Source organism: Providencia sp. PROV003, from assembly GCF_045040775.1.
Taxonomy (GTDB): domain Bacteria; phylum Pseudomonadota; class Gammaproteobacteria; order Enterobacterales; family Enterobacteriaceae; genus Providencia; species Providencia huashanensis.
Window position 1 is genome coordinate 3,492,421 of record NZ_CP096369.1, and the last position, 26,992, is coordinate 3,519,412.

General features: G+C 41.5%; 26 protein-coding genes and 1 riboswitch. Of the genes, 9 read left to right on the forward strand and 17 right to left on the reverse strand.

Translation table 11 applies throughout. The features are described from left to right. Positions 1–245 precede the first annotated feature (245 nt). Positions 246–632: a YkgJ family cysteine cluster protein gene (locus tag M1F14_RS16060; RefSeq protein ID WP_042844092.1), complete on the forward strand. Its 387-nt coding sequence runs from the start codon at positions 246–248 to the stop codon at positions 630–632. Positions 633–726: 94 nt separating this feature from the next. Here M1F14_RS16060 and M1F14_RS16065 read toward each other — a convergent pair whose 3' ends face one another. Further along, a complete protein-coding gene (locus tag M1F14_RS16065) occupies positions 727–1,731 on the reverse strand; it encodes an LLM class flavin-dependent oxidoreductase (protein ID WP_042844093.1) in 1,005 nt (334 codons plus the stop codon). Positions 1,732–2,006: 275 nt separating this feature from the next. Between M1F14_RS16065 and M1F14_RS16070 the strand changes: the two genes are divergently transcribed. Both M1F14_RS16070 and M1F14_RS16075 read left to right on the forward strand, forming a co-directional pair. Further along, positions 2,007–2,330 carry a hypothetical protein gene (locus tag M1F14_RS16070; RefSeq protein WP_042844094.1) on the forward strand — a complete coding sequence of 108 codons (324 nt, stop codon included), beginning with the start codon at positions 2,007–2,009 and terminating at the stop codon, positions 2,328–2,330. Between the two features lie 298 nt (positions 2,331–2,628). Continuing rightward, the gene (locus tag M1F14_RS16075; RefSeq protein ID WP_042844096.1) at positions 2,629–2,817 is read left to right on the forward strand and encodes a YegP family protein; all 189 of its coding nucleotides are present in this window, start codon (positions 2,629–2,631) and stop codon (positions 2,815–2,817) included. 61 nt (positions 2,818–2,878) lie between these two features. On the opposite strand, the gene M1F14_RS16080 is transcribed toward M1F14_RS16075, so the two are convergent. Both M1F14_RS16080 and M1F14_RS16085 read right to left on the reverse strand, forming a co-directional pair. After that, complete coding sequence (locus tag M1F14_RS16080; RefSeq protein ID WP_048606982.1) at positions 2,879–3,196, reverse strand: AzlD domain-containing protein; 318 nt, start codon at positions 3,194–3,196, stop codon at positions 2,879–2,881. A 2-nt stretch (positions 3,197–3,198) separates the two neighbouring features. Then, positions 3,199–3,855: an AzlC family ABC transporter permease gene (locus M1F14_RS16085; RefSeq protein ID WP_042844099.1), complete on the reverse strand. Its 657-nt coding sequence runs from the start codon at positions 3,853–3,855 to the stop codon at positions 3,199–3,201. Between the two features lie 150 nt (positions 3,856–4,005). Between M1F14_RS16085 and M1F14_RS16090 the strand changes: the two genes are divergently transcribed. Both M1F14_RS16090 and M1F14_RS16095 read left to right on the forward strand, forming a co-directional pair. Next, on the forward strand, positions 4,006–4,566 hold the full coding sequence (locus tag M1F14_RS16090; RefSeq protein WP_042844101.1) for a helix-turn-helix domain-containing protein: 561 nt from the start codon (positions 4,006–4,008) through the stop codon (positions 4,564–4,566). 59 nt (positions 4,567–4,625) lie between these two features. After that, on the forward strand, positions 4,626–4,802 hold the full coding sequence (locus tag M1F14_RS16095) for a DUF2526 family protein (RefSeq protein WP_071548014.1): 177 nt from the start codon (positions 4,626–4,628) through the stop codon (positions 4,800–4,802). A gap of 117 nt (positions 4,803–4,919) precedes the next feature. Here M1F14_RS16095 and M1F14_RS16100 read toward each other — a convergent pair whose 3' ends face one another. The 6 genes from M1F14_RS16100 to dalD all read right to left on the reverse strand — a co-directional run bounded on the left by M1F14_RS16100 (position 4,920) and on the right by dalD (position 13,516). Beyond that, complete coding sequence (locus M1F14_RS16100; protein ID WP_048606980.1) at positions 4,920–6,104, reverse strand: amidohydrolase; 1,185 nt, start codon at positions 6,102–6,104, stop codon at positions 4,920–4,922. 58 nt (positions 6,105–6,162) lie between these two features. Beyond that, positions 6,163–7,398 carry a Zn-dependent hydrolase gene (locus tag M1F14_RS16105; protein WP_042844103.1) on the reverse strand — a complete coding sequence of 412 codons (1,236 nt, stop codon included), beginning with the start codon at positions 7,396–7,398 and terminating at the stop codon, positions 6,163–6,165. 8 nt (positions 7,399–7,406) lie between these two features. Next, the gene (locus M1F14_RS16110) at positions 7,407–8,630 is read right to left on the reverse strand and encodes a hypothetical protein (RefSeq protein ID WP_042844104.1); all 1,224 of its coding nucleotides are present in this window, start codon (positions 8,628–8,630) and stop codon (positions 7,407–7,409) included. Between the two features lie 637 nt (positions 8,631–9,267). Beyond that, positions 9,268–10,557, reverse strand: a complete 1,290-nt coding sequence (locus M1F14_RS16115; protein ID WP_042844105.1) for an MFS transporter — start codon at positions 10,555–10,557, stop codon at positions 9,268–9,270. 89 nt (positions 10,558–10,646) lie between these two features. Then, on the reverse strand, positions 10,647–12,116 hold the full coding sequence (xylB, locus tag M1F14_RS16120) for a xylulokinase (protein WP_181469229.1): 1,470 nt from the start codon (positions 12,114–12,116) through the stop codon (positions 10,647–10,649). Positions 12,117–12,127: 11 nt separating this feature from the next. Then, a complete protein-coding gene (gene dalD / locus M1F14_RS16125; RefSeq protein WP_048606977.1) occupies positions 12,128–13,516 on the reverse strand; it encodes a D-arabinitol 4-dehydrogenase in 1,389 nt (462 codons plus the stop codon). 176 nt (positions 13,517–13,692) lie between these two features. Between dalD and M1F14_RS16130 the strand changes: the two genes are divergently transcribed. Beyond that, positions 13,693–14,643 (forward strand): sugar-binding transcriptional regulator, encoded by a 951-nt coding sequence (locus tag M1F14_RS16130; protein ID WP_042844108.1) that lies wholly within the window; start codon positions 13,693–13,695, stop codon positions 14,641–14,643. A 97-nt stretch (positions 14,644–14,740) separates the two neighbouring features. On the opposite strand, the gene crcB is transcribed toward M1F14_RS16130, so the two are convergent. Then, positions 14,741–15,121, reverse strand: a complete 381-nt coding sequence (gene crcB, locus M1F14_RS16135; protein ID WP_042844110.1) for a fluoride efflux transporter CrcB — start codon at positions 15,119–15,121, stop codon at positions 14,741–14,743. Positions 15,122–15,232: 111 nt separating this feature from the next. After that, positions 15,233–15,302: riboswitch (Fluoride riboswitch) on the reverse strand. Positions 15,303–15,419: 117 nt separating this feature from the next. Then, the gene (locus M1F14_RS16140; protein ID WP_181469228.1) at positions 15,420–16,205 is read right to left on the reverse strand and encodes a helix-turn-helix transcriptional regulator; all 786 of its coding nucleotides are present in this window, start codon (positions 16,203–16,205) and stop codon (positions 15,420–15,422) included. Positions 16,206–16,303: 98 nt separating this feature from the next. Here M1F14_RS16140 and M1F14_RS16145 point away from each other — a divergent pair, with 98 nt between their 5' ends. Then, the gene (locus M1F14_RS16145) at positions 16,304–17,716 is read left to right on the forward strand and encodes an MFS transporter (protein WP_071548013.1); all 1,413 of its coding nucleotides are present in this window, start codon (positions 16,304–16,306) and stop codon (positions 17,714–17,716) included. Positions 17,717–17,882: 166 nt separating this feature from the next. On the opposite strand, the gene M1F14_RS16150 is transcribed toward M1F14_RS16145, so the two are convergent. The 5 genes from M1F14_RS16150 to M1F14_RS16170 form a co-directional block, all read right to left on the reverse strand. Next, entirely contained in the window at positions 17,883–18,845 is a 963-nt protein-coding gene (locus M1F14_RS16150; RefSeq protein ID WP_042844114.1) for a sugar-binding transcriptional regulator, read from the reverse strand. 162 nt (positions 18,846–19,007) lie between these two features. Then, complete coding sequence (gene dhaL, locus M1F14_RS16155; protein ID WP_042844115.1) at positions 19,008–19,661, reverse strand: dihydroxyacetone kinase subunit DhaL; 654 nt, start codon at positions 19,659–19,661, stop codon at positions 19,008–19,010. Between the two features lie 11 nt (positions 19,662–19,672). Next, positions 19,673–20,674: a dihydroxyacetone kinase subunit DhaK gene (locus M1F14_RS16160; RefSeq protein ID WP_129465823.1), complete on the reverse strand. Its 1,002-nt coding sequence runs from the start codon at positions 20,672–20,674 to the stop codon at positions 19,673–19,675. Between the two features lie 12 nt (positions 20,675–20,686). Then, a complete protein-coding gene (locus tag M1F14_RS16165) occupies positions 20,687–21,958 on the reverse strand; it encodes an MFS transporter (RefSeq protein WP_042844117.1) in 1,272 nt (423 codons plus the stop codon). 128 nt (positions 21,959–22,086) lie between these two features. Beyond that, a complete protein-coding gene (locus M1F14_RS16170) occupies positions 22,087–23,199 on the reverse strand; it encodes an alcohol dehydrogenase catalytic domain-containing protein (protein ID WP_042844118.1) in 1,113 nt (370 codons plus the stop codon). Between the two features lie 323 nt (positions 23,200–23,522). On the opposite strand from M1F14_RS16170, the gene rpiB reads away from it, so the two are divergent. Continuing rightward, on the forward strand, positions 23,523–23,975 hold the full coding sequence (gene rpiB / locus M1F14_RS16175) for a ribose 5-phosphate isomerase B (RefSeq protein WP_042844119.1): 453 nt from the start codon (positions 23,523–23,525) through the stop codon (positions 23,973–23,975). 21 nt (positions 23,976–23,996) lie between these two features. Beyond that, positions 23,997–26,006: a transketolase gene (tkt, locus tag M1F14_RS16180; RefSeq protein ID WP_181469227.1), complete on the forward strand. Its 2,010-nt coding sequence runs from the start codon at positions 23,997–23,999 to the stop codon at positions 26,004–26,006. Between the two features lie 98 nt (positions 26,007–26,104). Here the strand turns inward: tkt and M1F14_RS16185 are convergent, their stop codons facing one another. After that, positions 26,105–26,869, reverse strand: coding sequence for an SDR family oxidoreductase (locus M1F14_RS16185; protein ID WP_405127786.1), 765 nt, complete (start codon positions 26,867–26,869; stop codon positions 26,105–26,107). Positions 26,870–26,992 lie beyond the last annotated feature (123 nt).

The following is a 26,992-nucleotide window of genomic DNA, read 5'->3' on the forward strand; positions in this document are numbered from 1 at the left end:
TTTAAACACTCATCGATACAAAAACCTGCTTATTAGCAGGTTTTTTATTGCTGTAAATTTATGATTAATCACATTAACCCTGCATTTAATAATAAAACACGGGCTTTTATACTGAAAATTATTGCCATCAACTAACATAACATTAGATAATAAAATCTGAGCAACGTTTTCTTGGGCTTCCTGCTTGTGTTGCGTCATCCCATTTTCTATGGGAATTCTATCAACATTTATTTGTGGTTTTTAATATGACTAATGTCCATATACTAAAAACTGATCCTTCAGATAACCCCTGTATAAGCTGCGGTGCTTGTTGCGCCTATTTTCGTGTCTCATTTTATTGGGCTGAAGCCGAAAGCGGCGGCGGTGTTGTTCCCCAACATTTAACTGAGCAGATTACGCCGTTTATGAGCTGTATGCAGGGTACTAACCAAAAACAAAACACCCGTTGTACCGCCCTAGAAGGCACAATAGGCAAATGTGTATCTTGTTCCATTTATGCTCAAAGGCCTACGCCGTGTCGTGAATTTGAGCAATCTTGGCAGGATGGAATATATAATGAAGCCTGTGACAGAGCGCGAGCAGCGCATGGTTTACCGCCTTTAGAGCCTCACCACCCGCAAATCGCTTGCTAACCGTCAATGACCCAGAGTTCTCTGGGTTATCTTTTCTGGTTATGAATAAAAGTTGATTGCCCGCGCTCTTGCAAACAAATGCTATGAAGCTAATTTAAACAATTTCATTCATGACTTGCATAGCTAACTCGAAGGAATATAAACGTGCTTGATGATCGAAAATTTGACCATTTACCATGATTTCATCGGCTTGAGTTTGGCGTAAAATGGTTTGTAAACCGTAACCCACCTTAGTTTTATCCCCCACTAATGACATCCCCAATGCTTGTTGCACACCAAATTCCTCTGCTGGCGACCAAATGTTTTCCATACTTTCAACAGGGGCGGGAAGCTGCGATGGCTGACCTCGGCGTAACATAACGAAAGCTTGTTGCATCGACGTAAATAAAAACTCGGCCTCGCGCTGGGTGTCTGCCGCAATAATATTAATGCAGACCATGGCATAAGGTTTTGACAACCGTGATGATGGCTTAAAGTTAGCACGATAAACCTCAAGTGCTTGCAGCAGCAAGTCCGGTGCAAAATGTGAAGCAAACGCAAATGGTAACCCCATTTGAGCCGCTAACCTCGCACTGTATAAGCTTGAGCCAAGTAGCCATACGGGGATTTTCTCACCATACCCAGGAACCGGGCGTACCGCAGGCTCTGGGTTAGTTGCATCAAACCAACTCACGATTTGTGCTACATCTTGCGGGAAATTATCAATATCCGTATTCATATGACGACGTAATGCTTGCATTGTCCTTTGGTCACTTCCAGGAGCTCGCCCAATACCTAAATCAATTCGCTCAGGATACAACGTATTAAGTGTGCCAAATTGCTCGGCTATCACCAATGGTGAATGGTTCGGTAACATGACGCCCCCAGAACCAAGTCTCAAAGTGTGAGTATTCGCGGCAAGGTAGCCAATTAACACTGAAGTCGCAGCACTAGCTATCCCTGTCATATTATGGTGCTCTGCCAACCAATAACGGTGATAACCCAATTTTTCCGCTAATTTTGCGATATCAAGGGAATGAGCGAAAGCCTCCTTGGCTGTGGAACCTTGAATAATTGGTGCTAAATCAAGCAAAGAAAGGGGTGTTTTTTTATCAGACATATACGCTCACTTTGTTAGGGTTTTATTGATATAGAACCTAACTTACCATCGTAGACTATCCGATTTGATGTCTCCAGTGCTTAAGTTCCCATTAGCACAAGAGGTCTAAAAATGTAAAAAAAAGTCTACTAACCCACTGTTTTCTCATGAATATGAATTAAGATTGAACAAAAAGTGCAGTAATTAAGGAGCTTCAGTCAGCGGAGGTAAAAGCGATTGCGGGTGGAAATCAATTGGTTAACTATTGGTTCATCACCAATATAAAGGAAATCGCAATGAAAAAAATAACTACCAGTTTATTCGCCCTAACGTTAATGTCTATCGGCTTTGCTGCGACAGCAGCAAACATCGGCAATGGAGGGAATAACCACATGCCACGTCAACATATGGGAAATGGCAATCACCATAATATGGTTTATAACGTGGCGGAACAGACAACTACCCCAAATGAAACAATAAAAAAGCTGGCGGATAATACACCTAAAATTGAAGATGGCAAACGCTACATGGTTAAAGTAACCGTGATGGAAGTCCCTGAATTTAAGAACATAACTCCAATGCCGATGCCTAAAGCTAACAATACACCAGTAACCCAGTAGTAAGCTATATCAGTTAACTTACATGGCGTTATCGGCAAAACCTTTTTTATCGATAACTATAATCGACTAGCCTTATAAGATAGAAGCCGATATCTTAGCCACATAATAAAGAGTTCTATATATCCTACGATTGCCTCTGTTTATCAGGGGCTTTTTTTTGAACTTTTTCTGAATTTTATCCCCTCTTCTAGTAATAATACCTAATAGCGACTAACCTTATTTAAGCAGATATTTATTTGCTGCTTATGATTTATTCCTCGGTTTTCATATTTTTAACCACAAAAGTCAGGAGCCTACCATGGGGTATTATGAATTAAAAAAATCCACCAAAGATGTTGCTCAGCCTTATTATTTCGTTTTAAAAGCAGCTAACCATGAGATCATTGCGACAAGTGAAATGTATGCATCTAAACAATCTGCATTAAAAGGTATTGCGTCAGTACAAACCAATGGCCCTTCTGAGACGATTAAAGACTTAACCGCTTAATTGATAGCCCCTACTTTCTTTAGGTAGGGGCTTTATCGCGCTAATTACAATTAGTTGTATTCTAAATTAACCGAAGTAGCGCAGTGACAATTGCCGCAGACAAGACTATGACAATAAATGGTTTTTTATACCATGTAAGTACGCCTGCAACTAACACCCCTACTATTTTTTGCCAATCCGACAACTGTTCTCCTGAAAATAATGTAGAGGTTACGGCCACAGAAAACAAAATAATAATTGCTGCCGCTGAAAAAAGGGCTTTGCTATTTTCTGATAAAATCACCCGGCCTCTAAGTAATGCACCAGATGCGCGCATTAAATAAGTACCGACCGCTAGTAGTAAAACCCCGCTAAATATTAACCATGGGCTGTTTGTCATGACTATTTCCTTATATAAATAACTAGGCTCAATAATGCGAGTAAAACAGGTATCCCAGCAGGTAAGACGGGGGTTACCAAAACAGCAATAACGGCGCCCACAATGGCCGTAATCCGTAAGCGTTTATCCGTGAGCGCAGGCAATGAAAGCGCTAAAATAATCGCAGGAAACATAGCATCCATGCCATAGACATGTGTGTCACTGATTAAACTGCCTAATACTTCCCCAATCAGTACACCTATAGGCCAACAAAGTAAAATCCCGACCCCACACAGCCAAAATGCGGCGCGTTTTTCTGTATTTGTTTCTTGTGCTAAGCCAAATACAACGCTTTCATCGTTCATGATGTGGTAACCCAATAGCGCTTTTGCCCCCTTGCCTGTTAGGTCACTAACCGCAAAACTAAAAGGAATATGCCTTGAATTAACCAGTAGACCCGCTAAGGCAGCTGAAATGGGGCTTCCCCCTGAAAAAATAACCCCAATAAATAAAAATTCAGAGGCTCCAGCAAGTACTAAAATAGATAACGTCAGAGGGACCCACCAATCAAAACCTTGAGAAAGGGCAAGTGCACCATATGAAATACCGACAATTAAGTCCGCAATACAAACGAGAGCGATATTTTTCACTGTGCTATTATTAAGTGTTGAAGTTAGCATTTTCCAATCGTTCGATATAAAATACATTTGTTCATTATGTCGACCTTTACTATAAAGTGCAATCAATACTCAGAAAAATTCAAGTTGCAGGTAGGTGACAAATGCGTAAGCCTCATCATCTGTAGCGAGTATTATAAATAGGATAAAAAATTGAACTTACCTTCGCCCCCCATTGAGTTGATCTCCAAAGCACTGGCTCGTGAAAGGCAAAAAAATGGGTTATCGTTGTCCGAGTTATCTCGTAAAGCAGGTATTGCGAAGTCGACCTTATCGCAATTGGAATCTGGTAGTGGTAACCCAAGTATCGAAACCTTATGGGCGCTTTGTGTTGCGTTAGATATCCCTTTTGCTCGTTTAATTGAAGAAAAACAAGATGCTGTCACTGTGATACGCCACGGGGAAGCCCTTCCCGTCAGTGCGGAACATGCTAATTATTTAGCATTTTTATTATCATCTGCACCTAATGATTCACGACGTGATATTTATACTGTTATTGCCCAACCGGGTCGTGACCGTATTTCAGAACCACATATGCATGGTGTAAGTGAACATATCATTATTATGGCCGGTAGGGCTTTGGTTGGCCCATTAGATAACCCTGTCGAGTTAAAAGTTGGGGATTATATTCATTATCCAGGAGATGAGCCGCATATCATGCGAGCCTTAGAACCCAATACGATGGCCGTTATGGTCATAGAGAAACAAAATTGACATCATAAATACCTATAACACTCTAATAGCCATAGACTATATTAATTGGAGCTTAAAACATGCCCTACTATGATGAAATTATCGAAAAAGTTGACCGGCTCATTGGTGAAAACTCTGTTCACCATATGAATGAAATGCTAATGCAGTTATCCCATGACCCACAACTCAATGAAGACCAACGTTTTACACAACAACAGCGTCTAAGGGAGGCTATATTTGCCCATCATAATGTATAGCGACCAAATACTTAGCCGCTATACTGAGTGTTAATAAACAAAATAAATAGGCAACAAAGTCAAAGGGAGGCCCGGTATAGGTAGAATAACGAGCCCTAAGAGCATTAACATACTCAATTAAAATGCCTGCTGCTGTAAATAGGCCCATGCATATTGTGCATGTAACTCAGCCCCCGTCGCCATCGTATCTTCATCGATATTAAAACAGCCGTGGTGATGTGCCCATTGCGTATCCTTCTCAGCATTCCCGGTACCTAGCAACGCAAAACACCCCGGAATATCTTCAATGTAGAAGCTGAAGTCCTCGCCCCCTGGGGTTGGCCTTTCGTTGATCAACGCTTGCTCACCAAAGGCTTGCGAAATAACTGACTGAGCAAGCAGTGCGCTGCGCTCTTCATTGATCACAGGTAAAGTCCCATAAATATAATCGACTTGTGCTGTTGCACCATAAATCGCTGCAGTATGTTCTGCATAACGGCGGATAGCGGCTTCAATACGATTACGCGTTTCAATATCGAAACACCGTACCGTTCCGTCCAATACCGCATTTTCAGCGATAACATTAAAGCGAGTTCCCACTTCCATTTTACCAATCGTTACCACTGCTGAATCTAATGATGAGGTTTCACGAGAAACAATAGCTTGTAAATTCATCACAAAAGCCGAAGCAACAACCGCAGCGTCTATTGTCGCCTCTGGCATAGAACCGTGCCCACCTCGCCCTTTAAAGGTGACTTTTAATAAATCCGCAGACGCAAATGAACCGCCAACATTACAAGAAACTTTGCCTGATGGCGTCGTTGTCCAAATGTGCATACCAAACACGTTATCCACATTTTCGATAGCCCCTTGTTTGATCATCGCTAATGCACCCTGAGCAATCTCTTCCGCAGGTTGAAAAATCAAACGCACATTGCCGGCTAACTCTTCACGTACCTCGTATAGTGCTTTGGCCGCGGTTAACAACATGGCTGTGTGTGCATCATGACCGCAGGCATGCATTTTCCCTGCTGTAGTGGATTTATATTCTAACGAATCGTTTAATTCCAATACGGGTAACGCATCAATATCAGCACGTAATGCAACGGTTTTGCCTGGCTTCGCCCCCTTGATTTCAGCGATAACCCCTGTTGGCTCAGTTAAGCGATATTCTATGCCTATTTTGTCTAATTCTTCGGCAATACGTTTTGTTGTACGTACTTCTTCAAATGGCAATTCAGGATGAGCATGTAAATCACGTCGAAATGCAATCATTTCTTGAGTATGTTTTTTGATTGCGGCTGTAATAGTTTTGCTGATCATTTTTCTACCTTTTACCCCATCACAAAATAACGTTTTGCATGGCTTATATAATTAATAATTAACATTCTATGAGTGACTTAACGGTTTCAAACATCACATCAACACCGCGTGCAATTTGTGCATAATCAGTCCATTCATCCGGATGATGACTAAGCCCATTGCGACTTGGGACAAATATCAGTCCCGTTTGGGTGATCTGTGCAAAAATCATCGTATCATGCCCTGCACCACTGACCATGCTACGAAAACGTAGCTTTTGAGCGCTGGCATGTTCTTGCATTAGAGTATGAATCTCGCTATTTAGCTCAGTCGGTTGAACATATAATGGCTGAATAATGTCACTGCCTATTCCCGCTTCAGTACTTTCTTGCTCTGTTAAAGCCATAATTTGAGCGATGACTTTTCTAAGGGCTTCATCGTTTTTAGAACGAATATCAACACTGAAGGTGACTTCACTTGGGATCACGTTAGCCCCATTTGGTAAAACCGCCAACCGTCCCACTGTCGCGACAGTATTATCCCCCGCAGCTTCTGCAAGCTTAGGGATTTGGCTGATAATTCGGCTAGCGCAAACAAGGGCATCTGCGCGCATATTCATCGGTGTTGTGCCAGCATGCCCTGCTTTACCTGTGAGTTTTATTTCTAACTGGCTAATACCAACAATTGTTTCGACGATGCCAACATCTTCATTCGCCTGTTCTAATACGGGACCTTGCTCAATATGTAATTCTAAAAAGGCTTTCACTTTTTTAGGGTCAAGCACAGCTTCTGACGCTTTGTCGGCATTAAAACCCGCAGCAGCCATTCGCTCAGCGGCACTTACCCCTTGCCTATCTTTTAATTGGTGCAATTCTTTGGTGCCAATTAGCCCCGTGATCACACTTGAAGCCATCAAGCCACGGCCAAAACTGGTTCCTTCTTCTTCCACCAGCGCAATCACCTCTAATGGGTACTTTGGTGTTAAGTTTTGTTCGCGTATCCGAGCAACAACATCTAACCCCGTGACTATCCCCGCTGGTCCATCAAATGCACCACCGTGAGGAACTGAATCAAAGTGAGAACCAATAATAACTGCCGGTAAATCAGGCTGTTGACCTTCCAAACGCCCATAAATATTTCCGATCGCATCTTCGCGAACGTGTAAACCTAACGCGGTCATTTCCTGCTTTAAATAATCACGAGCTTGTTTATCTTGCTCGCTATAGCTCATCCGCGTTGTACCTTGACCTGGTGTCGCGGTATATTCTGCCAATTGTTCTAAATGGCGCTGAATTCTTGAAGTACTTGTTTCCATTGTTTTATTTACCCCGCTACTGGAACAATATACGCAACCATAATGCCCGCTAATACCACAGAAACCATAGTGACAGAAATAAAACCACCCACTAACATTGGCCCTAACATATGGCTAGTTAATACTTGGCGCTCTTTTTCATCTTTTGTTAATGCATTAATCGCTTCATTGGTAATGATGTAATCTGCAGGGAAACCATACAATGCAGTGAGCGCAACAGCAAAAGCCATTTCTTTAGTCACGCCTAGAATTTTGCCAACAATCCATGATGCGATAAACATTCCAATCACTGCAGCACAAATTAATACCACCATCGGATAAACTAGGCGTAATAACATATCTGGGGTGGCATGGTTTAATGTATCAAAAATAAACAACATTAACGCCATAATAGCAAAGCCAAAGCCATTAGCCTTTTGCAATGGCTGCCTTTCTAAAAAGCCTAATGAAGATGCAATTACACCGAATAATAAGCACAGTACAAAAGGGCTAATACTAACAAAAGGTGCGGCAAAACTGGACGCTAAATATGCTAAATACCCTACGAAAGCTAGACGTAAGAATTTGAAATAGCTTGTATTATAGTGGCTAGGAATTTTTTTAAACATACGAGGCATTTCGTCTTCAGAAACGAGTGTTTTGACTTCAACCTCTTTTGTTTCTCCAGTAGCTAATGTTTCTTTCCATTGACCATTACGGTATTTTTCCAGAACTCGGCGCCCTTCTTTTTTTAACATTATTGCGGTTAACGGATAACCCGCAAAACCTTGCATAACATAAATTAAAATAGCGAAAACCGATAAATCAACCAAACCAGCTTCCGCTGCACCTTTTGACATAATTAGTGAAGAGACAATACCACCAACTAATGGAGGTACAGCAACCAATACTGTATTTAAATCGAATAGCATTACGCCAATAATTAAGGTAAAAATGATGATCCCTAAAATACCCGCTAATGAAACTAAAATAGTTTTCCACTGACGCAATAATTCTTTTAAAGATAACAGTGTTCCCATATTGGTAATTAGCAAATACATTAAGGCAATTGCCACCACTTGAGGAATACCCGCAATACTGACAATATCTTTTGGGAAAATAGTCCAATAACCGATTAAAAATAATACCGCACACACGAAAACAGAAGGAACCCACGCTTTCGTTCTAACCGCAATAGCATCCCCGATATATAATATCCCCACAATCAGAAACAGAGCTAACATCTGTGACATAACTTTTTCCCCGCATTTATCTTTTTTTATTAGATTATTTTTTGGTGTTATAAGCTTTTAATTTATCTTTTAACTTTATTAAAAAATTTATTTTGTTTGATAAAACATCAGTATTAAGAGCAATTCGCTGCAAAAATACAAAATTGCAACAAAAATCATAATAACACCGAAAATACAGATGTATAGATAACAAAACAGGAATTAAGTAGGTTAGAATAAAGGTAATAATCTTGTTCAATAGTCAGATATAACAACAGAAAGCATCGTCTCCTTAATATCATCTTAATGATAGTTCAGATATTAATATTTAATCTCACTTATTAGCTTATTTATAACAAGATCGACTATAGACTAAATTTTAATCTATGAAATTATATTCTATTGCTTCAGGATGTATTTTCAATAAATCTCGCGATAACAGCAGAAACAGCCTTACAAATATGACTAATATTTCCATTTTCGTGGAATATTATACTTTATTTAACCGTTAATCTGTTTCTCTTTATATTGCCACTGTAAAGGAGGATATACCTTTCGCTTTTTTTGCCTTTTCTAATACCTTATTTACTCTCTAAATGAGAAAAGCCCTATAACCATAATATGGCCATAGGGCTCGATTTGAGTTTAATAAAATAAGTTAATTACTCGTTTGCTGCTCTACTACAGACTTAGTGGTTTTTACCTTACGATTATTTTCAAAACCCGGTTGTGGGACTTTAATAAAGAATGTCAGAACACCTGCAAAAATATACAACCCTGTATACGCCCAAACCACGCCAACAATATCAAAGAAAGGTAAGACCAAACTGGCGATCGCAGGCGCAGCAAAGTTACTTAACCCAGCCGAAAGATTATAAATAGAAACCGCTGCGCCTTTATGGTTAGGCTCAATACTTGGGAAAACCGCAGTCATAGGTACAAAGGCAGCGACAAAAATCCCTAATAAAATGGCAGGTATTAAAGCAATCGCAAAGTTATGCCCAAAATAGACCGGTAAGTAGTAAAACATCAGGCTTGAGATAGCCATGCCTAAACAGCCAAACCACCTGACTTGGCGTATCCAACCTATATGCTCCCCAACAATCCCCCAGAAAATATTAGTAAAAATAGTCACAAAGAAGAACACGGCCCAAATTTGTAACCATTCTGAGATGGTAAACCCTAAGCGGTCAACAAATAGCAATGGCATGATGATCGCAAAACCAAACAGAGAAATCGTGTTAATGATGCGAATCAAACTGGCCATAAAGATATCTTTATTGGTGAATAAAATGGTCGCAGCACGCGACAATTCCGCCATTTTATCCTTCATGGGTAAGTTTACTTTTGAACGGTCTACTGGAACATGGCGTAAGCTAAAATAAGCAATCGCACCACCAACTGCGACCCAGCCGATTGCCATCCATAATGTGCCGGTTTCCCCTATCATTGGAATAGAAAAACTAGGTAAATAGCTACCAATTACGCCTATCCCAACAGAATACATCGCCCAAAACCACCCAGTTGCGGCAGCAAGGTGAGCTCGGGGGATCACCTGTACTAACATCATCATAAATGAGTAAATAAATAGCGGGTAAGCCAACCCACGAATACCGTAAAATAATAACATTAGAGTATAGCTTTTCAGGCCTAAACCAAAAGCCATAAATAAGGCATGCATCACTATCCACAGAATAAACCCAATCATCATCGCTTTAAGTGGAGTAATAATTTCAGCCACCACACCCGATGCCCATGCGGCAACCGCTGCCATTAAGCCATATACCGTAAATACCATAGCGGATTGCGTCGGTGTAAAACCTAAGTCAGTAATATGTTTGGATAAAAAAGCCATTTCAAAACCATCACCACTCATAAAAATAGCGATAGCGATGAACCCCCAGAACAAATGCTTAGGTAAACCAAGCCAATACTGCTTCTGTTCCATTGCAGTTTCCTCATTGTCATTTTGTTATTTTAATCAATCGCGAAGAGTTAACAGTAATGGCGGTGTGTAGGGAACACCGCCATACTGACTTACTGTGGCAGTAATTCCCTTGCTTGTTTTTGCTGTTGGTACAATAAACGGAATACATCAAGCCGTTGATGTAACCAAGTTTGGTATTGTTCTTGCGGTGAATAAGTGTCTAACACATCAGGTTTTTGGCATACTGTTTCGGTATCTCCGCCATCCACCAGCCACGCTAGGCGTGCTGCACCTAACGCACCGGATGAACTTGCAGGGTGTGTAACAATCGGTATATCAATCACATCGGCAATTAATTGTGCCCAGACAGGGCTACGAGCTCCCCCGCCAGTTAAACTACAACGGCTAATTTGTGTGCCCGTTTCAGTTAGAACTTTCATGCCATCTGCAAGGGCAAACGTCACTCCTTCTATCACCGCATAACCAAGCTGAGCACGTGTTGTTTCATTCCTTAAGGCGAAAAAAGACCCCATTGCGTAAGGATCATTATGCGGAGTTCGTTCTCCAGAAAGGTAAGGTAAAAACACGGGAGATTGTTTTTTTTGCTGTTCAGTCAATTGGCCTACTTCATCCATCAATTGGTTTTCCGTTGTAGACAACAACTGGCAAAGCCAACGTAAACAGTTGGCGGCGCTTAGCATCACACTCATTTGATGCCAACGGTCTGGTAAAGCATGAGCAAATGCATGCACGCCTTGATGTGGTGCCGCCTGCAATTGATTGTTCACGACAAAAATGACACCTGACGTGCCAAGAGAGATTAATGCATCCCCTTCATTAACGGCACCAACCCCCACAGCGGAGGCGGCGTTATCCCCACCGCCTCCCGCCACAATAACATCTGCACTGAGCCCCCATTGGGAAGCTAAATCTGCACGAAGTACACTGCTTTTCTCTGCACCTTCCACTAAAGTAGGCATATGTTCGCGAGTTAAATTTGTTGCAGCCAATAATTCATCAGACCAATCACGCTTTGCGACATCGAGCCATAGGGTTCCTGAAGCATCTGACATATCACTGATAAACTGTTCAGTCATTTTCCAGCGCAAATAGTCCTTTGGTAGCAATACCTTAGCAACTTGATTAAATACCTCAGGTTCATTACGTGCTACCCATAATAATTTAGGCGCAGTGAAACCGGGCATGACAAGGTTGGCACCTATTGTCAAAAACTCGGGGTGGTTTTCCATCAGCCATTCACATTCATTCGCGCTTCGGGTGTCATTCCATAAAATACAATCCCGTAGCACTTGATGATGATTATCAAGTAATACCGCACCATGCATTTGCCCAGATAAACCTATCGCTTTTACTGCTGCCCATGCTTCTGGTGCTTTTTGACGAAGTGTGGCTACCACCGAATTAGTCGCTTCCCACCAGCTATCTGGCGATTGTTCCGCCCACTGAGGGTGGGGCCTTTGCACGGTTAATGCCATATGGCTAGAGGAGACAATTTCTCCCTGCCCATTAATTAAAACTGCCTTCAATTCTGAAGTGCCGAGGTCTATTCCAAGGTACATCGACTTTCTCCTTACAGAGGTTGATGTGGTGATTTCAACCAGCGTTCAACATCTGCCACTGTATTTTTCATTAATTCATGAAACTGCGTTGAATGCGCTAATGTGCTAAATAGCATTTCACTGGAAACGAATTTTTCCAATGCATCACTGGCATTCATCAAGGGTAGATAATATGCAGCATCAAGCACGCCATCTTGGTATTCATACGGTAATTTGCCTTGTGCCCAACGCTGTAAAAAGACAAAAAATAGTGCGGGAAGTACTGCTGTTGCTGCAGGAACTTGGCCTCGTTGATAGCATTCTTGTAGTGTTGGAGTGATAAAGCCTGGAATTTTTGATAAACCATCAGCGGCAACTCGCTGATTAGTATCTTTTATGTAAGGATTACTAAAACGAGCTAAAACGACATCGCGGTATTGCTCAAGATCTAGCGGGCTTGGTGATAACGAAGGGATGACATCTTGCGTTACATAGTTCCAAGCCATCTGTTTAATAGCCGCTTCACGGGTGCTATCATCAATAAAATTCAAACCAATGAGTGTTCCCGCCCAAGCAATACAGCTATGGCTTGCATTCAAAATACGGATTTTGGCTTCTTCCCACGGTAATACTGAATCTACCATTTCAACATCGACATTTTCTAGTGCTGGACGCCCATTAATAAAGTCATCTTCAATTACCCACTGAATGAATGCTTCCCCCATTACCGGAGCTTTATCATCCCAGCCTGTATGTTGTTTTACACGTTCAGCCACATCTGGTGTTGGCCGAGGTGTGATCCTATCTACCATGGTATTTGGTGAGCGAGTGCTTTCTTTTACCCACTGATATAATTCTGTTTCACCTTTTAATTGTAAAAAAGATAAAAAACCATGCCTGAAACGCTCACCGTTATGACGTAAATTATCACAGTTTAATAAGGTTACCGGCTCACCATGTGCGGCTAAGCGAGCCCGTAAAATATGGGTCAATGCACCATAAATAGTACACATTGCGCCTGCCAAATCAGCCTTGATATCTGGTTGCTCAGCATCCAGCTCATGCTGTGGAGTCAAATAATAACCTGCTTCTGTTACGGTAAATGCGATCACTCGAGTCGCTTTATCACAACCTTGTTCAACGAGTTGGCTTAAATTAGAGTCCCAATGAAGGATTTTACGCACCGAGGTAATTTTTTCGTACTGACGTTCCCCTTCAGGGGAAACCGTTTCGAGTGTGTATTCTCCATTTTGTTTAGCTAAGTTATCAAGCAATGTATTAGCATCATTGCGGATATTCCCTAATGCGATTGACCAACTATCATCACCTTGTTGAATTAAGCGGTGTAAGTACCAAGCTTGATGAGCACGATGAAATGACCCAGCACCGATGTGCATCCACACTGATTTTTGCTTTAACATTGTGACCCCTTAACTTAGAATAAATATTTGCTACAAGTTTGGGCATATGCCCGTTTGTTATATTTTAGTTTCAACTTGATCACAATTACTGCGATAATGCTCACAATATTGACTTTTGCCCTTTTAATAAGCAATTGCCCAGAATTACAATATCGTAAAAAAGCAGGAGACAGTCCATGCAGAAAGAATTAAAAAAAATGGAGCAAGCAGCGCGTGCAGCATGGTTATATTTTGTGGCAGGCAAAACTCAACAAGAAATTGCTCATGAACTTGGTTTATCACGACAAGTAGCACAACGCCTTATTTCACTAGCCAAAGAACAAGGCATGGTCCATGTTCAGATCACTCACCCAATTACTGAGTGCCTTAAGCTCGCCAATGAAATTCAACAGAAATACCAACTAACACATTGTTGTGTGGTTCCATCAGGCCAGCTTGATACAGGCTCAACCCTCGATATGATTTCAGTGGCTGGCGCTGAATTAATGGAACAATTAATCGAACAAGACAACCCCCAAGTGATCGGTATTGGTTCAGGCCGAACATTACGAAGTATTATTGATGCCCTTCCTTACCTAGAAACCCCGCAACATCAATGTGTTTCATTGATTGGCGCTATCGCTCGGGACAGTTCGGCAACACGTTATGATATTCCACTGCGTTTTGCAGAAAAGCTGCAATGTCGCCATTATATCTTACCTGCCCCGCTATATGCAGATAGCCCAGAAGATAAGGCCATGTGGTGCCAACACCGTGTGTATAAGGAAGTAACAGAAAAAGCCTTAAATGCAGACATAACTTTTATTGGTATTGGTGAGGTGGGAAAAGGCTGCCCGCTGAATTCGGAAGGCTTTGTCACCGATGAACAACTGGAAATGTTACTTGAGAAAGGCGTAGCCGCTGAGCTATTAGGCCATTTTATTCAAGCCAATGGGGAAAGGCTATCGACAGCGTTAGATGACACACACACCAGCGTCCCTCTATTTGCACCACCGAATAAACCTGTTATTGCTTTTGCTGGGGGTTCCCATAAAACTCACGCGATACAAGCGGTATTAAATGGCGGTTGGGTCACAGGGTTAGTAACCGATGAAGCCACAGCTCATCATTTATTAGAAAATAATTAAAACAGAAACTCAGGCGATAATGCATCGCTTGAGTTTCTTCTTTTTTATAACGAATCATTCCATTAAAAAATGGTTTGTTCAGTTTATAAGGTTAATATTACCCCTGTGCTAACCAGTGATGACACAGCATACCGAGCAAAGTAAAGACCAACGCGCCAATAACATGGATGGCAATGGTGCTGATGGCAAAGCCAAATTTTCCCTCTTGAATTAAAACGACCACTTCAAGTGAAAATGTGGAGAAAGTGGTGAATGCACCACAAAAGCCCGTCACAATAAATAACTTATAGGCGGGGCTAATATTGGCGTTGGCAAAATAAGAAATAGCAAAACCAATAACAAAGCCACCCACTAAGTTGACAACAACAGTACCAAGGGGAATATTGGGATAAAAGTGATTAAGTTTCAGGCTAACAAACCACCTTAACCACCCACCGAGAACAGAACCCAGCGCTATTGCAAATAAAGAGGCATACATAGAAACTTCCTTTAATGTCTGGCGGGATAAATGAAAGGAAAGTTTCCTATTAGATCATTCATGCCCTAAATTCAGGGCACATAATACCTACGTACCCTATCTTTTGAAAAGGTTAACGTAGGCATCATCAGCCCTACATGGGCGGTTTTGTAACAGGAGGAATGCCATCTCCCATAGTTCTACATAAAATCATAATGTTATTTATTATATTATGTGAACTCTTTTTAAAAACATACTCCTAAATAATTCAAGTTGCAACTCGTCAAGGCGAGAGATTAAAAAGAAGTAAGCATATAATTTATTTAGGAATATAAACTAATAGTCGATTCCCTTTTTCAATATCAAACGTCAGTGATGTGTAGTCATAATGTTCTAAATTTCCTTGATAAACCAATTCACGGACACCAGTACAAGGCTGATAAATCTCATGCTTATTCCATAATTGATTAAATAGCGCAGATTGCCCCACCAGCGTTTTTACTAATGTTTTGATATTAGGGTCATTTCTAGTCAAAGCATAATCACGACGAAAACTTGCGAGTAACTGTTTAGCGACTAACGGCCAATCCGCAAACCGTTCTTGATAGCGAAGGTCGGTGAATAATAAATAAAGAAAATTACATAAATACGGTTCAGCTTCGGAAAAATGAAAATAATCATCAGCACGTGAATTATAAGCCAGTACATCCCAATGCAAATTAAGCACATAACATAAATAGTTATCTGGAAAATCAGTGATCATTTTTGAAATTGCCGAAGGCACACAGTGTTCTGTATTTCCAGTCGCTATAGGCTCTCTGTTATGCGTAAGTAGATAAAGATGCTGGCGTTCAGCCGTATTTAAATTAAGTGCATTTGACAGGTTATCAAGAAATTGCGTTGAAACCCCTATCTCTCGGCCCTGTTCAAGCCATGTGTACCACGTCAAACCAACACCAGCGAGTGCGGCAACTTCTTCTCGGCGCAATCCTGGCGTTCGACGGCGAGTTGTGCGTGGTAAACCGACTGATTCAGGAGAGACACTTTCACGTTTTTGCTTTAAAAAATCAGCCAACTCAGGGCGGTTACGTTCTCTATTTTTCATAGCCTATTGCTTTTAGTAATAGTATAACTAGTTAAATTGTATCAGGATAATGCATTCATTATAGTCCCCATTTATTTGTCTGTCTAAATGGGAAAAATATGAACCGACACCAAAGTATTGCGCTATTTGTTTTATTACTGGCAGGTTTTGTGACAATTTTTGATTTGTTTGTTGTCAATGTAGCCATTGTAAGTATCCAGCAATCATTGAATGCCAATCTGACACAAATCACACTCATCATTGTCGGCTATGAATTAGCATTTGGGCTGCTGCTGATCACGGGGGGACGATTGGGCGATATTTATGGCAAAAAAAGCTTATATCGTGTCGGAATGACGCTGTTTACAATCACCTCTCTACTTTGCGCTTTAGCACCAACGGCATCTTTATTAGTCACTTCTCGGTTTCTACAAGGGTTATCTGCTGCCTTATTGTTCCCTCAAGTCTATTCCAGTATCCGCATTAATTTTAATGAGCAGACAGCTAAAAAAGCCTTTGGCTATCTGGGAATGAGTTTAGGATTGGCCGCTATTGCTGGGCAAGCTTTAGGGGGTTGGTTAATTACACTCGACCTGTTTGGCTTAGGCTGGCGGACAATTTTTCTAGTCAACCTCCCCATTGGTGCGGTAGCTGTTTTTTTATCGGGTTTTCTACTTGAAGGCCATCGAATGAAAGTGAATTTAGATTGGTATGGTGTATTCCTGTCCAGTAGCGGTATTTGTTGCGCATTATTTCCATTACTCATGCTACCCGTCTGGGGATGGTCAACGATAGGCACAGTATTACTCATTAGTGGGATTATGCTTCTTACCTTATTCGTCTATCAAGAAAAACGATTAGAAAAGCAAGGAAAAGCACCGTTATTTACCCTATCCATTTTAACCCATCGTGACTTTGTCATTGGGCTTTTGGTTGTCATGAGCGTGTACGCAACATCATCTGCTTTCCCTTTGATGCTATCGTTGCTACTGCAAAAAGGCATGGGCTTAACCCCGTTTTTATCCGGTTTAATATTTGTTCCTTCAAGTATTGGTTTTGTTATCTCATCAATTATAACGCCATATTGGACCCGTCGTTATGGTGACCGAGTCATATTTTGGGGGGCCATATTCTACGCGATAAGTTATGTGCTACTCCTGATAGCATTGTATGCTTTTTCATTAAACAGCCCAGTGGAATGGCTATCTCCAATATTATTCTTCATCGGCTTTACACAAGGCATGATTATGACGCCAATGTTAAATCTCGTGTTAGCAAAAGTCACCCCTGAGCTTGTCGGCCAAGCATCAGGTTTTACCGCAACACTACAACAAATTGGCGCGGCGATGGGGGCGACAAGTGTTTCGGTCATTATGCAATATGCATTGGCGGCTATGCCAAAACAATTACCATTTGAACAATTAAAATGGGCCATCAGTTGGGGGCTAGGGTTTAATGTATTGATGGCAATCTGTGCCGCTGTTTTGTTATTGATGATCACTGGGCGGTTGACCTTGCTGTATAAAAAATAGCTTACAGCACGGTTTCGCTATCAACGTAGCTCTCGGCATGGTGGTTTGCTTTTACAGCATCACCATGCCGCTTAAAAAAGACAAAAATCAATCACCCTTAGGAGGATTGTCATGTGCCATAGGCTCACCAACAGGGTTATTGCTTATTTAAGATAGGTGTCGTCCATTATTGGGACATTTTTAAAATCGTCCGCACATTGCTGGCACTAGTGGCGATAATATCAATCGCCCCAGTACGTAAGGCCCCCATGATCGCCATCGCTTTTGATGACTCAGATGCAATCGCAATTACACAGGGGATTTTTCTCAGCTCATCAATACTTAAACCAATCACCCGGTCATTCATGACAGTGTCTACATGTTGCCCTTGTGCATTAAAAAAATCATAACCCGCAATATCCCCAATAACCCCTTGATTTAAGCTGGCATCAACAATTTCACGAGGCGTAAACCAACCTAGCTTAACCATATAGCTGTCTTCATTCATGTCACCAATACCAATCAACGCTATATCCGCTTTACGGGCGCGATCTAAGGTTTCCTTGATGGTGCCGTTTTTCATGAATGACTGCTTTAATTCGTTATTTTCAACATAGGCTGGTGCATATAAGGTTTCACTGGTTCCACCAAATTTTTTCGCTAATCGGCGGCTGATATGGTCTGCATTAATCGAATCACCAGGGCGATGAGTCCCGCCTATCCCACAGATAAAACGGCAATCTTTTTCAGGTACAGCTCCTCCGCTGTCTGCCACAACCGCCACATTGCGCCCTTGCCCTACAGTAACAATCATATTGTCGCGTAATGTGGTTGATAAATAATTGGCAACCAACGTCCCAACTTGATAGCGTTGCTCTTCTTCATCTGGATGGTCTAATGCGATTAATGCACGGGATATTGGAAAACGGGAGAGTAATTGTTGCTCTAACTGAGTACTAAAAATAGGATGATAGCGTACGTTGATCTCAACAATGCCTTCCTCTTTGGCACGCTTTAATAGGCGCCCCACCTTAATCCGCGATATACCAAACTTATTGGCGATCTCTTCCTGAGTAATTTCATCACGATAATACGCTATCGCAATTTCAGTGAGTAGCTCGATATCGGAAGATGTTTGTGATCTATCCATAAGATAGTGGTTTCCTCTTTATTGGTGTTAATCGCAACAAGGATAATAAGGTTTTAGTATAGCGTTTCTAGTGGCAATTAATAAGTAAGTTGTAAAATAGAGTGGATATATACGCCTAAACAACGGTGACGTATATATCCATATAATGACTAGGTTAGGTAATCAGGCATTAGCTAGAGCAGCTTGTTTTTCGACACTTTGAGCCAATTGACATAACAAGAGACAGCAAGAGGTTGCTCCCGCATCTAACACGCCTCTTGAACGCTCACCTAAACGGCTTGCACGACCAATTTTTGCCACTAAATCCAATGTGGAATCACGCCCTGCAATCGCAGCTTCTTGCATTGCGTCAAGCGCTTGTTTAAAGCTTTTACCTGATGTTGTCGCTTCTTCGAATGCTTGGGTCGCGGGGATCAACGTGTCCATTAAACACTTATCACCAACAGTGGCACTGCTGATATCTTGTAATTCAGATAACCCATTTTGCAGCATGGCGAGAAAATCTTGTTGCGTTAGCTCTGTTTTACCTGAAATGCTGTCAGACATGCCCATAAAGAAGCTACCATACAACGGCCCCATTGACCCACCAATACCTTCCATCAACGCATCTGAAATTTCTTCAAACCCTTCACTCAATGATAGTTGACGACCTTCAATTGCCTTGGCACATAAATTGAAACCTTTTGCCATATTGATCCCATGGTCACCATCACCAATAGCACCATCAATTTCGCTCAGGTATTCACGATTTGTCACAATAATATTCACTAAATCAAGGGTTACTTCACTGCCACAATCCGTTGATATAACTTGCATAACTGGCTCCTTTACTTAACCTGAGTTAAACCTAATGAATACGCAGGTACATCCATCAGTGTTTTTAATTCATCATCTACCTTCATTAAGGTTAGAGTAACGCCCATCATTTCTAATGAAGTAAAGTAATTACCTACGTAATTGCGAACAATGCGCACACCTTTCTCACTCAATTGTTTTTCAACTTCTGCGTAGTAAATATACAGTTCCATTACGGGAGTCGCGCCCAATCCAGAAACTAGCACCACGACTTCATCCCCTTGTTTTGCCTGCATATCATCTAAGATTGGCGTTAACATGGTTTGAGCCATTTGTGCAGCAGATTGAATTGGCATGATTTCAATACCCGGCTCACCATGGTGCCCAATGCCTAATTCCATCATGCCATCTTCAATATGAAAATTAGGATGCCCTACCGCTGGAATGGTGCAAGACGTTAGACCGACACCAATAGAATGGCAGTTATTAATAGCTTTTTGCGCTGCGCCAATCACGCCATCTAGGTCATAACCTTTACTGGCGGCGGCGGCACCAACTTTCCACATTAAAATTTCACCGGCTACACCACGACGCTTTTCTTTTTCGCTGGCGGGTGCTGAGGCAACATCATCGGTTGCCACCACCGTTTTAATTTTAATGCCCGCTTTTTCAGCTTTTTTCATCGCCATTTTGACGTTCATGTTATCGCCTGCATAGTTGCCATATAAGCAAGCAACACCAGCGCCACTGTCAGCCGCTTTAAAGGCATCTAAGAATGCGCCTGCGGTTGGTGAGGAAAAAATTTCGCCAATCGCCACCGCATCTAGCATATTTTCGCCAACATAACCTAAAAATGCAGGTTCATGGCCAGAACCCCCGCCGGTGACAATCCCTACTTTTCCTGGTACTGGCGCTTGTGGATATTTTAAAACCCGAGCGTTCTCCGTTTGCGCAAAATATTCAGGGTGCGCTTTCAAATAGCCTTGAATCGCATCTTCAACAACAAGATCAGGTTCATTAATGATTCTATTCATAATTCCCTCAATTTACTTATTTTCTGGTGTTAGCTGCATCTTTGCTGACTGTTCAAGCAGTTCTTGCGGTACAGTGATAAATTTCATCAGTATCGCACTAAATAAATAAAGCCCTGAGAAGATCCAAATCACGCCCAATGCCCCAACACTACTAATGAATATCCCTACTAATGCTGGACCAACAAAGGTACTTAACCCAGCACCTAAGTTAAGTACTGACATTGCGGCACCTTTGTTTTCAGGAGCTAGCGTTGGCATGATAGCTGAAAGTGGCACATATCCTGCCAAGCATGCGCCAAACAAACCGGCGGCAATCATCATCAGGGTATAACTGTGACCGAAATAGTACGGTACGTAATAAAACATTAGGGTACAAATCATACAACCGACACAACCGAACCAAATCACAATATTGCGCCAACCAATTCGGTCACTCACAACCCCAAAAATAAGGTTAAAGGCAATATTGACAGTCCAAAGTGCGGCATAGATATGTAACCATTCTGTTCGAGAAAAACCAAAGTCAGCGAGAAACATTGGCATGAAGATCACAAAACCATATGCCGCTGATGTGTTAATGGTTCTTACAATGCCCCCTAAACCGATTTTAGGGTTTTCAAATGCGATGGTAATTCCTTTAAATAAATAGCTGAGCGAAACTTTTTCTTTTGGTTTGTCTTGTACATCGCCCGCTTTATTACGATTGAGCGCTATCGCTATAAATGCCCCAATAGTGACAAATATCAGCCCACTCCATAACGTCGCCATTTCACCGAGAATAGGTAATGCATAACTTGAATACATCACGCCTAATACACCCAGCCCGCCACTATAAACGAACCAGAAAATTCCGACGGCTGAACCTAATTTTTTAATAGGTGCTTCATACGCTACCCAAACTAAAAAACCATAAGCAAACATTGGATAACCAAACCCGCGTAAGGCATAAGTTGGGACCATGATAGATAAACTATTGCTTGGCAGCCCGACGGATAAGAAAATAACCGAGCCAATCACAAACATCACAAAGCCAAAAATCATCACTCGACGCGCCGTATAAATCTCAGCAAGCACCCCTGATAACCATGCGGCAACCGCTGCAAAAAAACCATATACACTAAAAAGTAATGAAGATTCTTCAATACTCATTCCACGGCTAATAATAAAAGGCGATAGCCAACCTTGTTCTAGCCCTTCCCCCATCATAAAGATAAGGACGCCAAAATAGCCAAGTAGTAACTTTGGTGAAAAACCCGTTACTTTAGACAATTTATTGATTATCATATCGTTAACCTCAGTGCTTGTTCGCTGGGTTAGGACCTGAATAACAAGCCTTGGTAGGGTGACATTTATTCAGGTCCAATTTTTATCGTTATTTTTTATTTCGCGTTTAATTTGAACCGGCTACAGCATTATAGGTTCGGGTCTAAGACCACTTTAATATGCGGGTCACCTTTCGCCATCATAGAAAAGCCTTCTGCGAATTTTTCTAATGGTAAGATATCAGTGACGACACCTTTTGTTGGGAAATCACCATTACCGATACCTTCAATGACTAACGGGTAGCAATATGGGCCTAGGTGAGAACCTAATAAGTCCAGTTCCTTACGGTCGCTAATAATGCTCCAATCAACGGTCACTGGGTCTTTAAATACAGAGAACTCGACAAATGTTCCAAGTTTACGGATCATTTTCAGCCCCTGTTCTACAGATTTTGGTGCCCCTGTCGCTTCAATGTAGATATCGCAACCGTAGCCTTCCGTCATGTCTTTAACGATTTTATCCACATCATCACGTTTCGGATTCAATACGATATCCGCGCCAAATTCTTTTGCTAGTTCAAGGCGTTTATCAAAGAGGTCTAAAACAACCAGTTTCCCAGCACCAGACTTTTTAATCGCACCAATCATTCCTAAGCCTAATGTTCCTGCGCCTGAAAGTACTACCACATCCCCCAATTTGACATTGGCGCGCTGCACTGCATGTAAGGAGCAAGCATAAGGCTCAATCAAAATGGCATCTTCAATTGGCATATCAACAGGAACATGGTAGTTAATCGCTTCTTTAGTGAATTTCATGTATTGAGCCATACCGCCATTCACATTTTTTTGGAAGCCATACAGGTCATGTTTTTCACACATCCAATATTCACCACGTTTACAAAAACGGCACTCCCAACATGGGACGATTTGTTCGGAAATAACACGGTCGCCCAATGCAAAACCTTCTACCTTTGAACCAAAACCAACAACATGACCAATAAACTCATGCCCTGGGATCATCGGCGCTTTAATATACGCAGGTTGTTCATCATCCCCCCAAAAACTTGGGGCACCTTCGAAGGCTTTCACATCACCTGCACAAATACCGCAAGCTTCTACACGCACTAGAATTTCTTCTTCACTAATTTTTGGCACATCCACCGTTTCTAAACGGTAATCTTTCGGTGCATAAGCAACCACGGCTTGCATTTTTTCTGGGATGCCTGCGCTCATCGTTGCTTTTGAATCACAGTGTTCACACATAGTTCTATCCTCGGCGGTTTGTAAAATGAACATAAGTTCAATGAAGATACAAATTAACCATACCTTCTTTTCTTTATCCTTGCCCATAACCAGATTGTCAAAGTGTGATTTAGAGCAAACATTCTTATAAAATAGCTTTTAAACGACTACTTTTCGCTATTTATCGAAAAAAAATGTAATTTAAAGCCCTAGATCACAGAATCAAGCATACCAAAAATAAAAACATATGTTCACCTATTGATTATTTGTTCATAAGATCCTATTTTCTATTAAGTACAATTGAATAGTTAATGAACATTTGTTCAATCATAAGGATCTCTATCATGCTATCTATTGCCATTGGTGCTGATGACGCTGCATTTGAAATGAAAGATTTAATTAAAGCTCATTTAAAAGAGCTAAATATTGAAGTGACAGATTACTGCTTAAAGACTGGGGTTGAAGATGAAATGTACCCCGACGTTGCTCATGCCGTCGCCACCGCTATCACACAAGGTAAACATCAACGCGGAATTTTAATTTGTGGCACGGGTATTGGGATGTCTATCGTAGCCAATAAAGTTGCGGGGATACGTGCAGCGCTTTGCCATGATACTTACTCAGCAGAGCGGGCACAAAAAAGCAATGACGCGCAAATTATCACTTTCGGAGCACGGGTAATAGGCCCCGAATTAGCCAAAATAATCGTCGACACATGGCTAGCTTCCCATTATGAAGGGGGACGTTCAGCACCCAAAGTAGCCCGTATTAGTGAATATGAAAATGGGGAACGTTAGTTTTAATTTGGGAGTTTTGTTATGTGCACACAAACACAAAATAAATTAGCAAATGCAATCCGCTTTCTTTCAATCGATGCTGTACAACAGGCAAATTCGGGTCACCCAGGTGCCCCTATGGGGATGGCAGACATTGCTGAAGTATTATGGAGAGACTACTTACAACATAACCCAGCCGACCCCTGCTGGCCTAATCGCGACCGTTTTGTGTTATCAAATGGCCACGCCTCAATGTTGCTATACAGTTTGCTTCATTTAACGGGCTATGATGTTTCTATCGAGGACTTAAAGCAGTTTAGACAATTACATTCAAAAACACCTGGTCATCCTGAATTAGGCTACACACCGGGAGTTGAAACCACCACAGGCCCTCTGGGACAAGGTATTGCTAATGCAGTGGGAATGGCTATCGCGGAAAAAACACTAGCGGCTACCTTTAACCGCTCAGGTTTCCCTGTTGTCGATCATTTTACTTATACTTTCCTCGGTGATGGCTGCTTGATGGAAGGGATTTCCCATGAGGTTTGCTCTTTAGCAGGGACTCTTAAGCTCAATAAGCTGATTGCTTTTTATGACGATAACCAGATCTCTATTGATGGTGATGTACAAGGCTGGTTTACCGATGATACCGCACAACGCTTTGAAGCCTATGGTTGGCATGTTATTAGAGCCATTGATGGGCATTCGCGTCCTGCAATTAAAGCCGCGATTGAGCAAGCCCATCAACAAACCTCTAAACCAACATTGATTATTTGTCGCACCACTATCGGATATGGCTCCCCCAATAAAGCGGGAACAGCGAGTTCACATGGTGCTCCCCTTGGGAACGATGAAATTGCATTAACGCGTCAACAATTAGGCTGGGAGTACCCACCTTTTAAAATCCCTGAAGAGATTTACCAACCATGGAATGCAATAGAGCGTGGTGCTGAACAGCAATTACGTTGGGAACAGGCTCTACGGGAATATGCCAAGCAATATCCCGAATTAGCCCTTCAATTAAACCAGCGCTTATCAAACCAACCCACCGGATCATTTAGTTCAGTTATCAATGAGTACATTCAGCACCTGAATAATAACCCAGCAGAAATTGCCACTCGTCAGGCTTCACAAAATGTTCTCAATATTATCGGCCCTGTTTTACCTGAGCTAATGGGTGGCTCGGCAGATTTAGCGCCGAGTAACCTGACTTACTGGTCAGGCTCAAAACCTATCAATGAATATCCTGCGGGTAATTATATTCATTATGGTGTACGGGAATTTGGCATGACTGCCATTGCCAATGGTATTGCATTACACGGAGGGTTTCGCCCTTACACCGCAACCTTTTTGATGTTCTGTGAATATGCTCAAAATGCGGTACGCATGGCCGCCTTAATGAAATTACCGCAAATTCTGATTTACACCCATGATTCGATTGGCTTAGGTGAAGATGGACCGACTCATCAACCGGTCGAACAATTAGCCGCATTGCGGGCTACTCCCAACCTTTCCGTATGGCGGCCCTGTTGCCAAGTAGAAACCGCAGTTGCTTGGCAACAAGCCATACTGCAACAAAATAAGCCGACGGCCTTAGTCCTTTCAAGGCAAAATCTCCATCAGCACTCACGTACCTCTGAGCAACTTACCTGTATCCAGCGTGGGGGGTATATTTTACGAAGTAATAGCCAATCACCTGAGTTATTGTTAATTGCGACGGGCTCTGAGGTCACCTTGGCGGTTGAAGCCTGGCAGGTTTTAACCGCACAAGGTTTTAACGTCAATGTTATATCAATGCCATCCACTGATACTTTTGATAAACAACCTGATGAATATAAACAACAGGTTTTACCTAATCATGTTCGTCAACGTATTGCCATTGAAGCTAGCATTGATGATTACTGGCGTAAATATGTTGGCTTGGATGGGTTAATAATGGGAATGAATAGCTTTGGCGAATCTGCACCTGCTAAGCAGTTATTTGACTATTTTGGTTTCACTGTTGAAAAGCTAATTAGTATGTCACTTTCATTATTACAGGCCGATAAATAATTAAAGCTAAGTTTTATTAAAATTCGTTATCCTACTTTGTAATTATTATTACAAGCCAAATAATAACATTATTATTTGGCTTATTTTTAATTAGATAATTATTGAATACTATATCCACCATCAATAACTAAATTATGTCCAGTGATCATATCAGATGCATCACTGGCTAAAAATAACGCACATGCCGCAATTTCTGACGGTTCAGCAAAACGTCTAGCAGGAATTTTTTCTTTCATTTCATCACCTTTCTCCCCTTCCCATGCTTTTTTACCTAATTCCGTCATCACAATAGTTGGAGAAATTGCATTAGTTTGTATCCCTTTAGGGCTCCACTCCAGCGCTAATACTTGAGTTAAGCCAATGATCGCTGCTTTACTGGCACAATATGCGGCATGCTGATCTAAAGCAATGACCCCTGCTTGGGAAGCCATATTAATTATCTTCCCTTTTCCTTGTTTAATCATGACATTACCAACTGCCTGACAAACAAGAAAGGTACCTTTTAAGTTCACATTCATGGTTAAGTCCCAATCAGACTCTGCTAAATCTTCCGCAGGAGCTAATGCCACAATCCCCGCACTATTTACAGCAATATCCAATGAGCCATAATGCTGTAAAACCTGTTGAACCATTTGTGAAACTGACTCAGAATTTGTGATATCACATTGAATACCTAAGCTATTTCCTAGCGTTTTAGCTACCTCAGTAACCTTTTCTGATTTATCAACTAAGGCAACTTTAGCCCCTTTCTCGGCATATAACTGAGCAATGGCGAGCCCAATACCTGCGGCTCCCCCTGTGATCACGGCCACTTTACCATCAAGAGAAAAGTTGGTGCTATATCCACTAAATTTTTTCATTATAATTCCTTAACATCATGATGTGATATTTAATAAAAATATAATATGAATACGATGGTGAAACTGAAACACCATGATATTCGATGAGAGTTAATTAATATTTAGTTTTACTAATATAATAGTGTT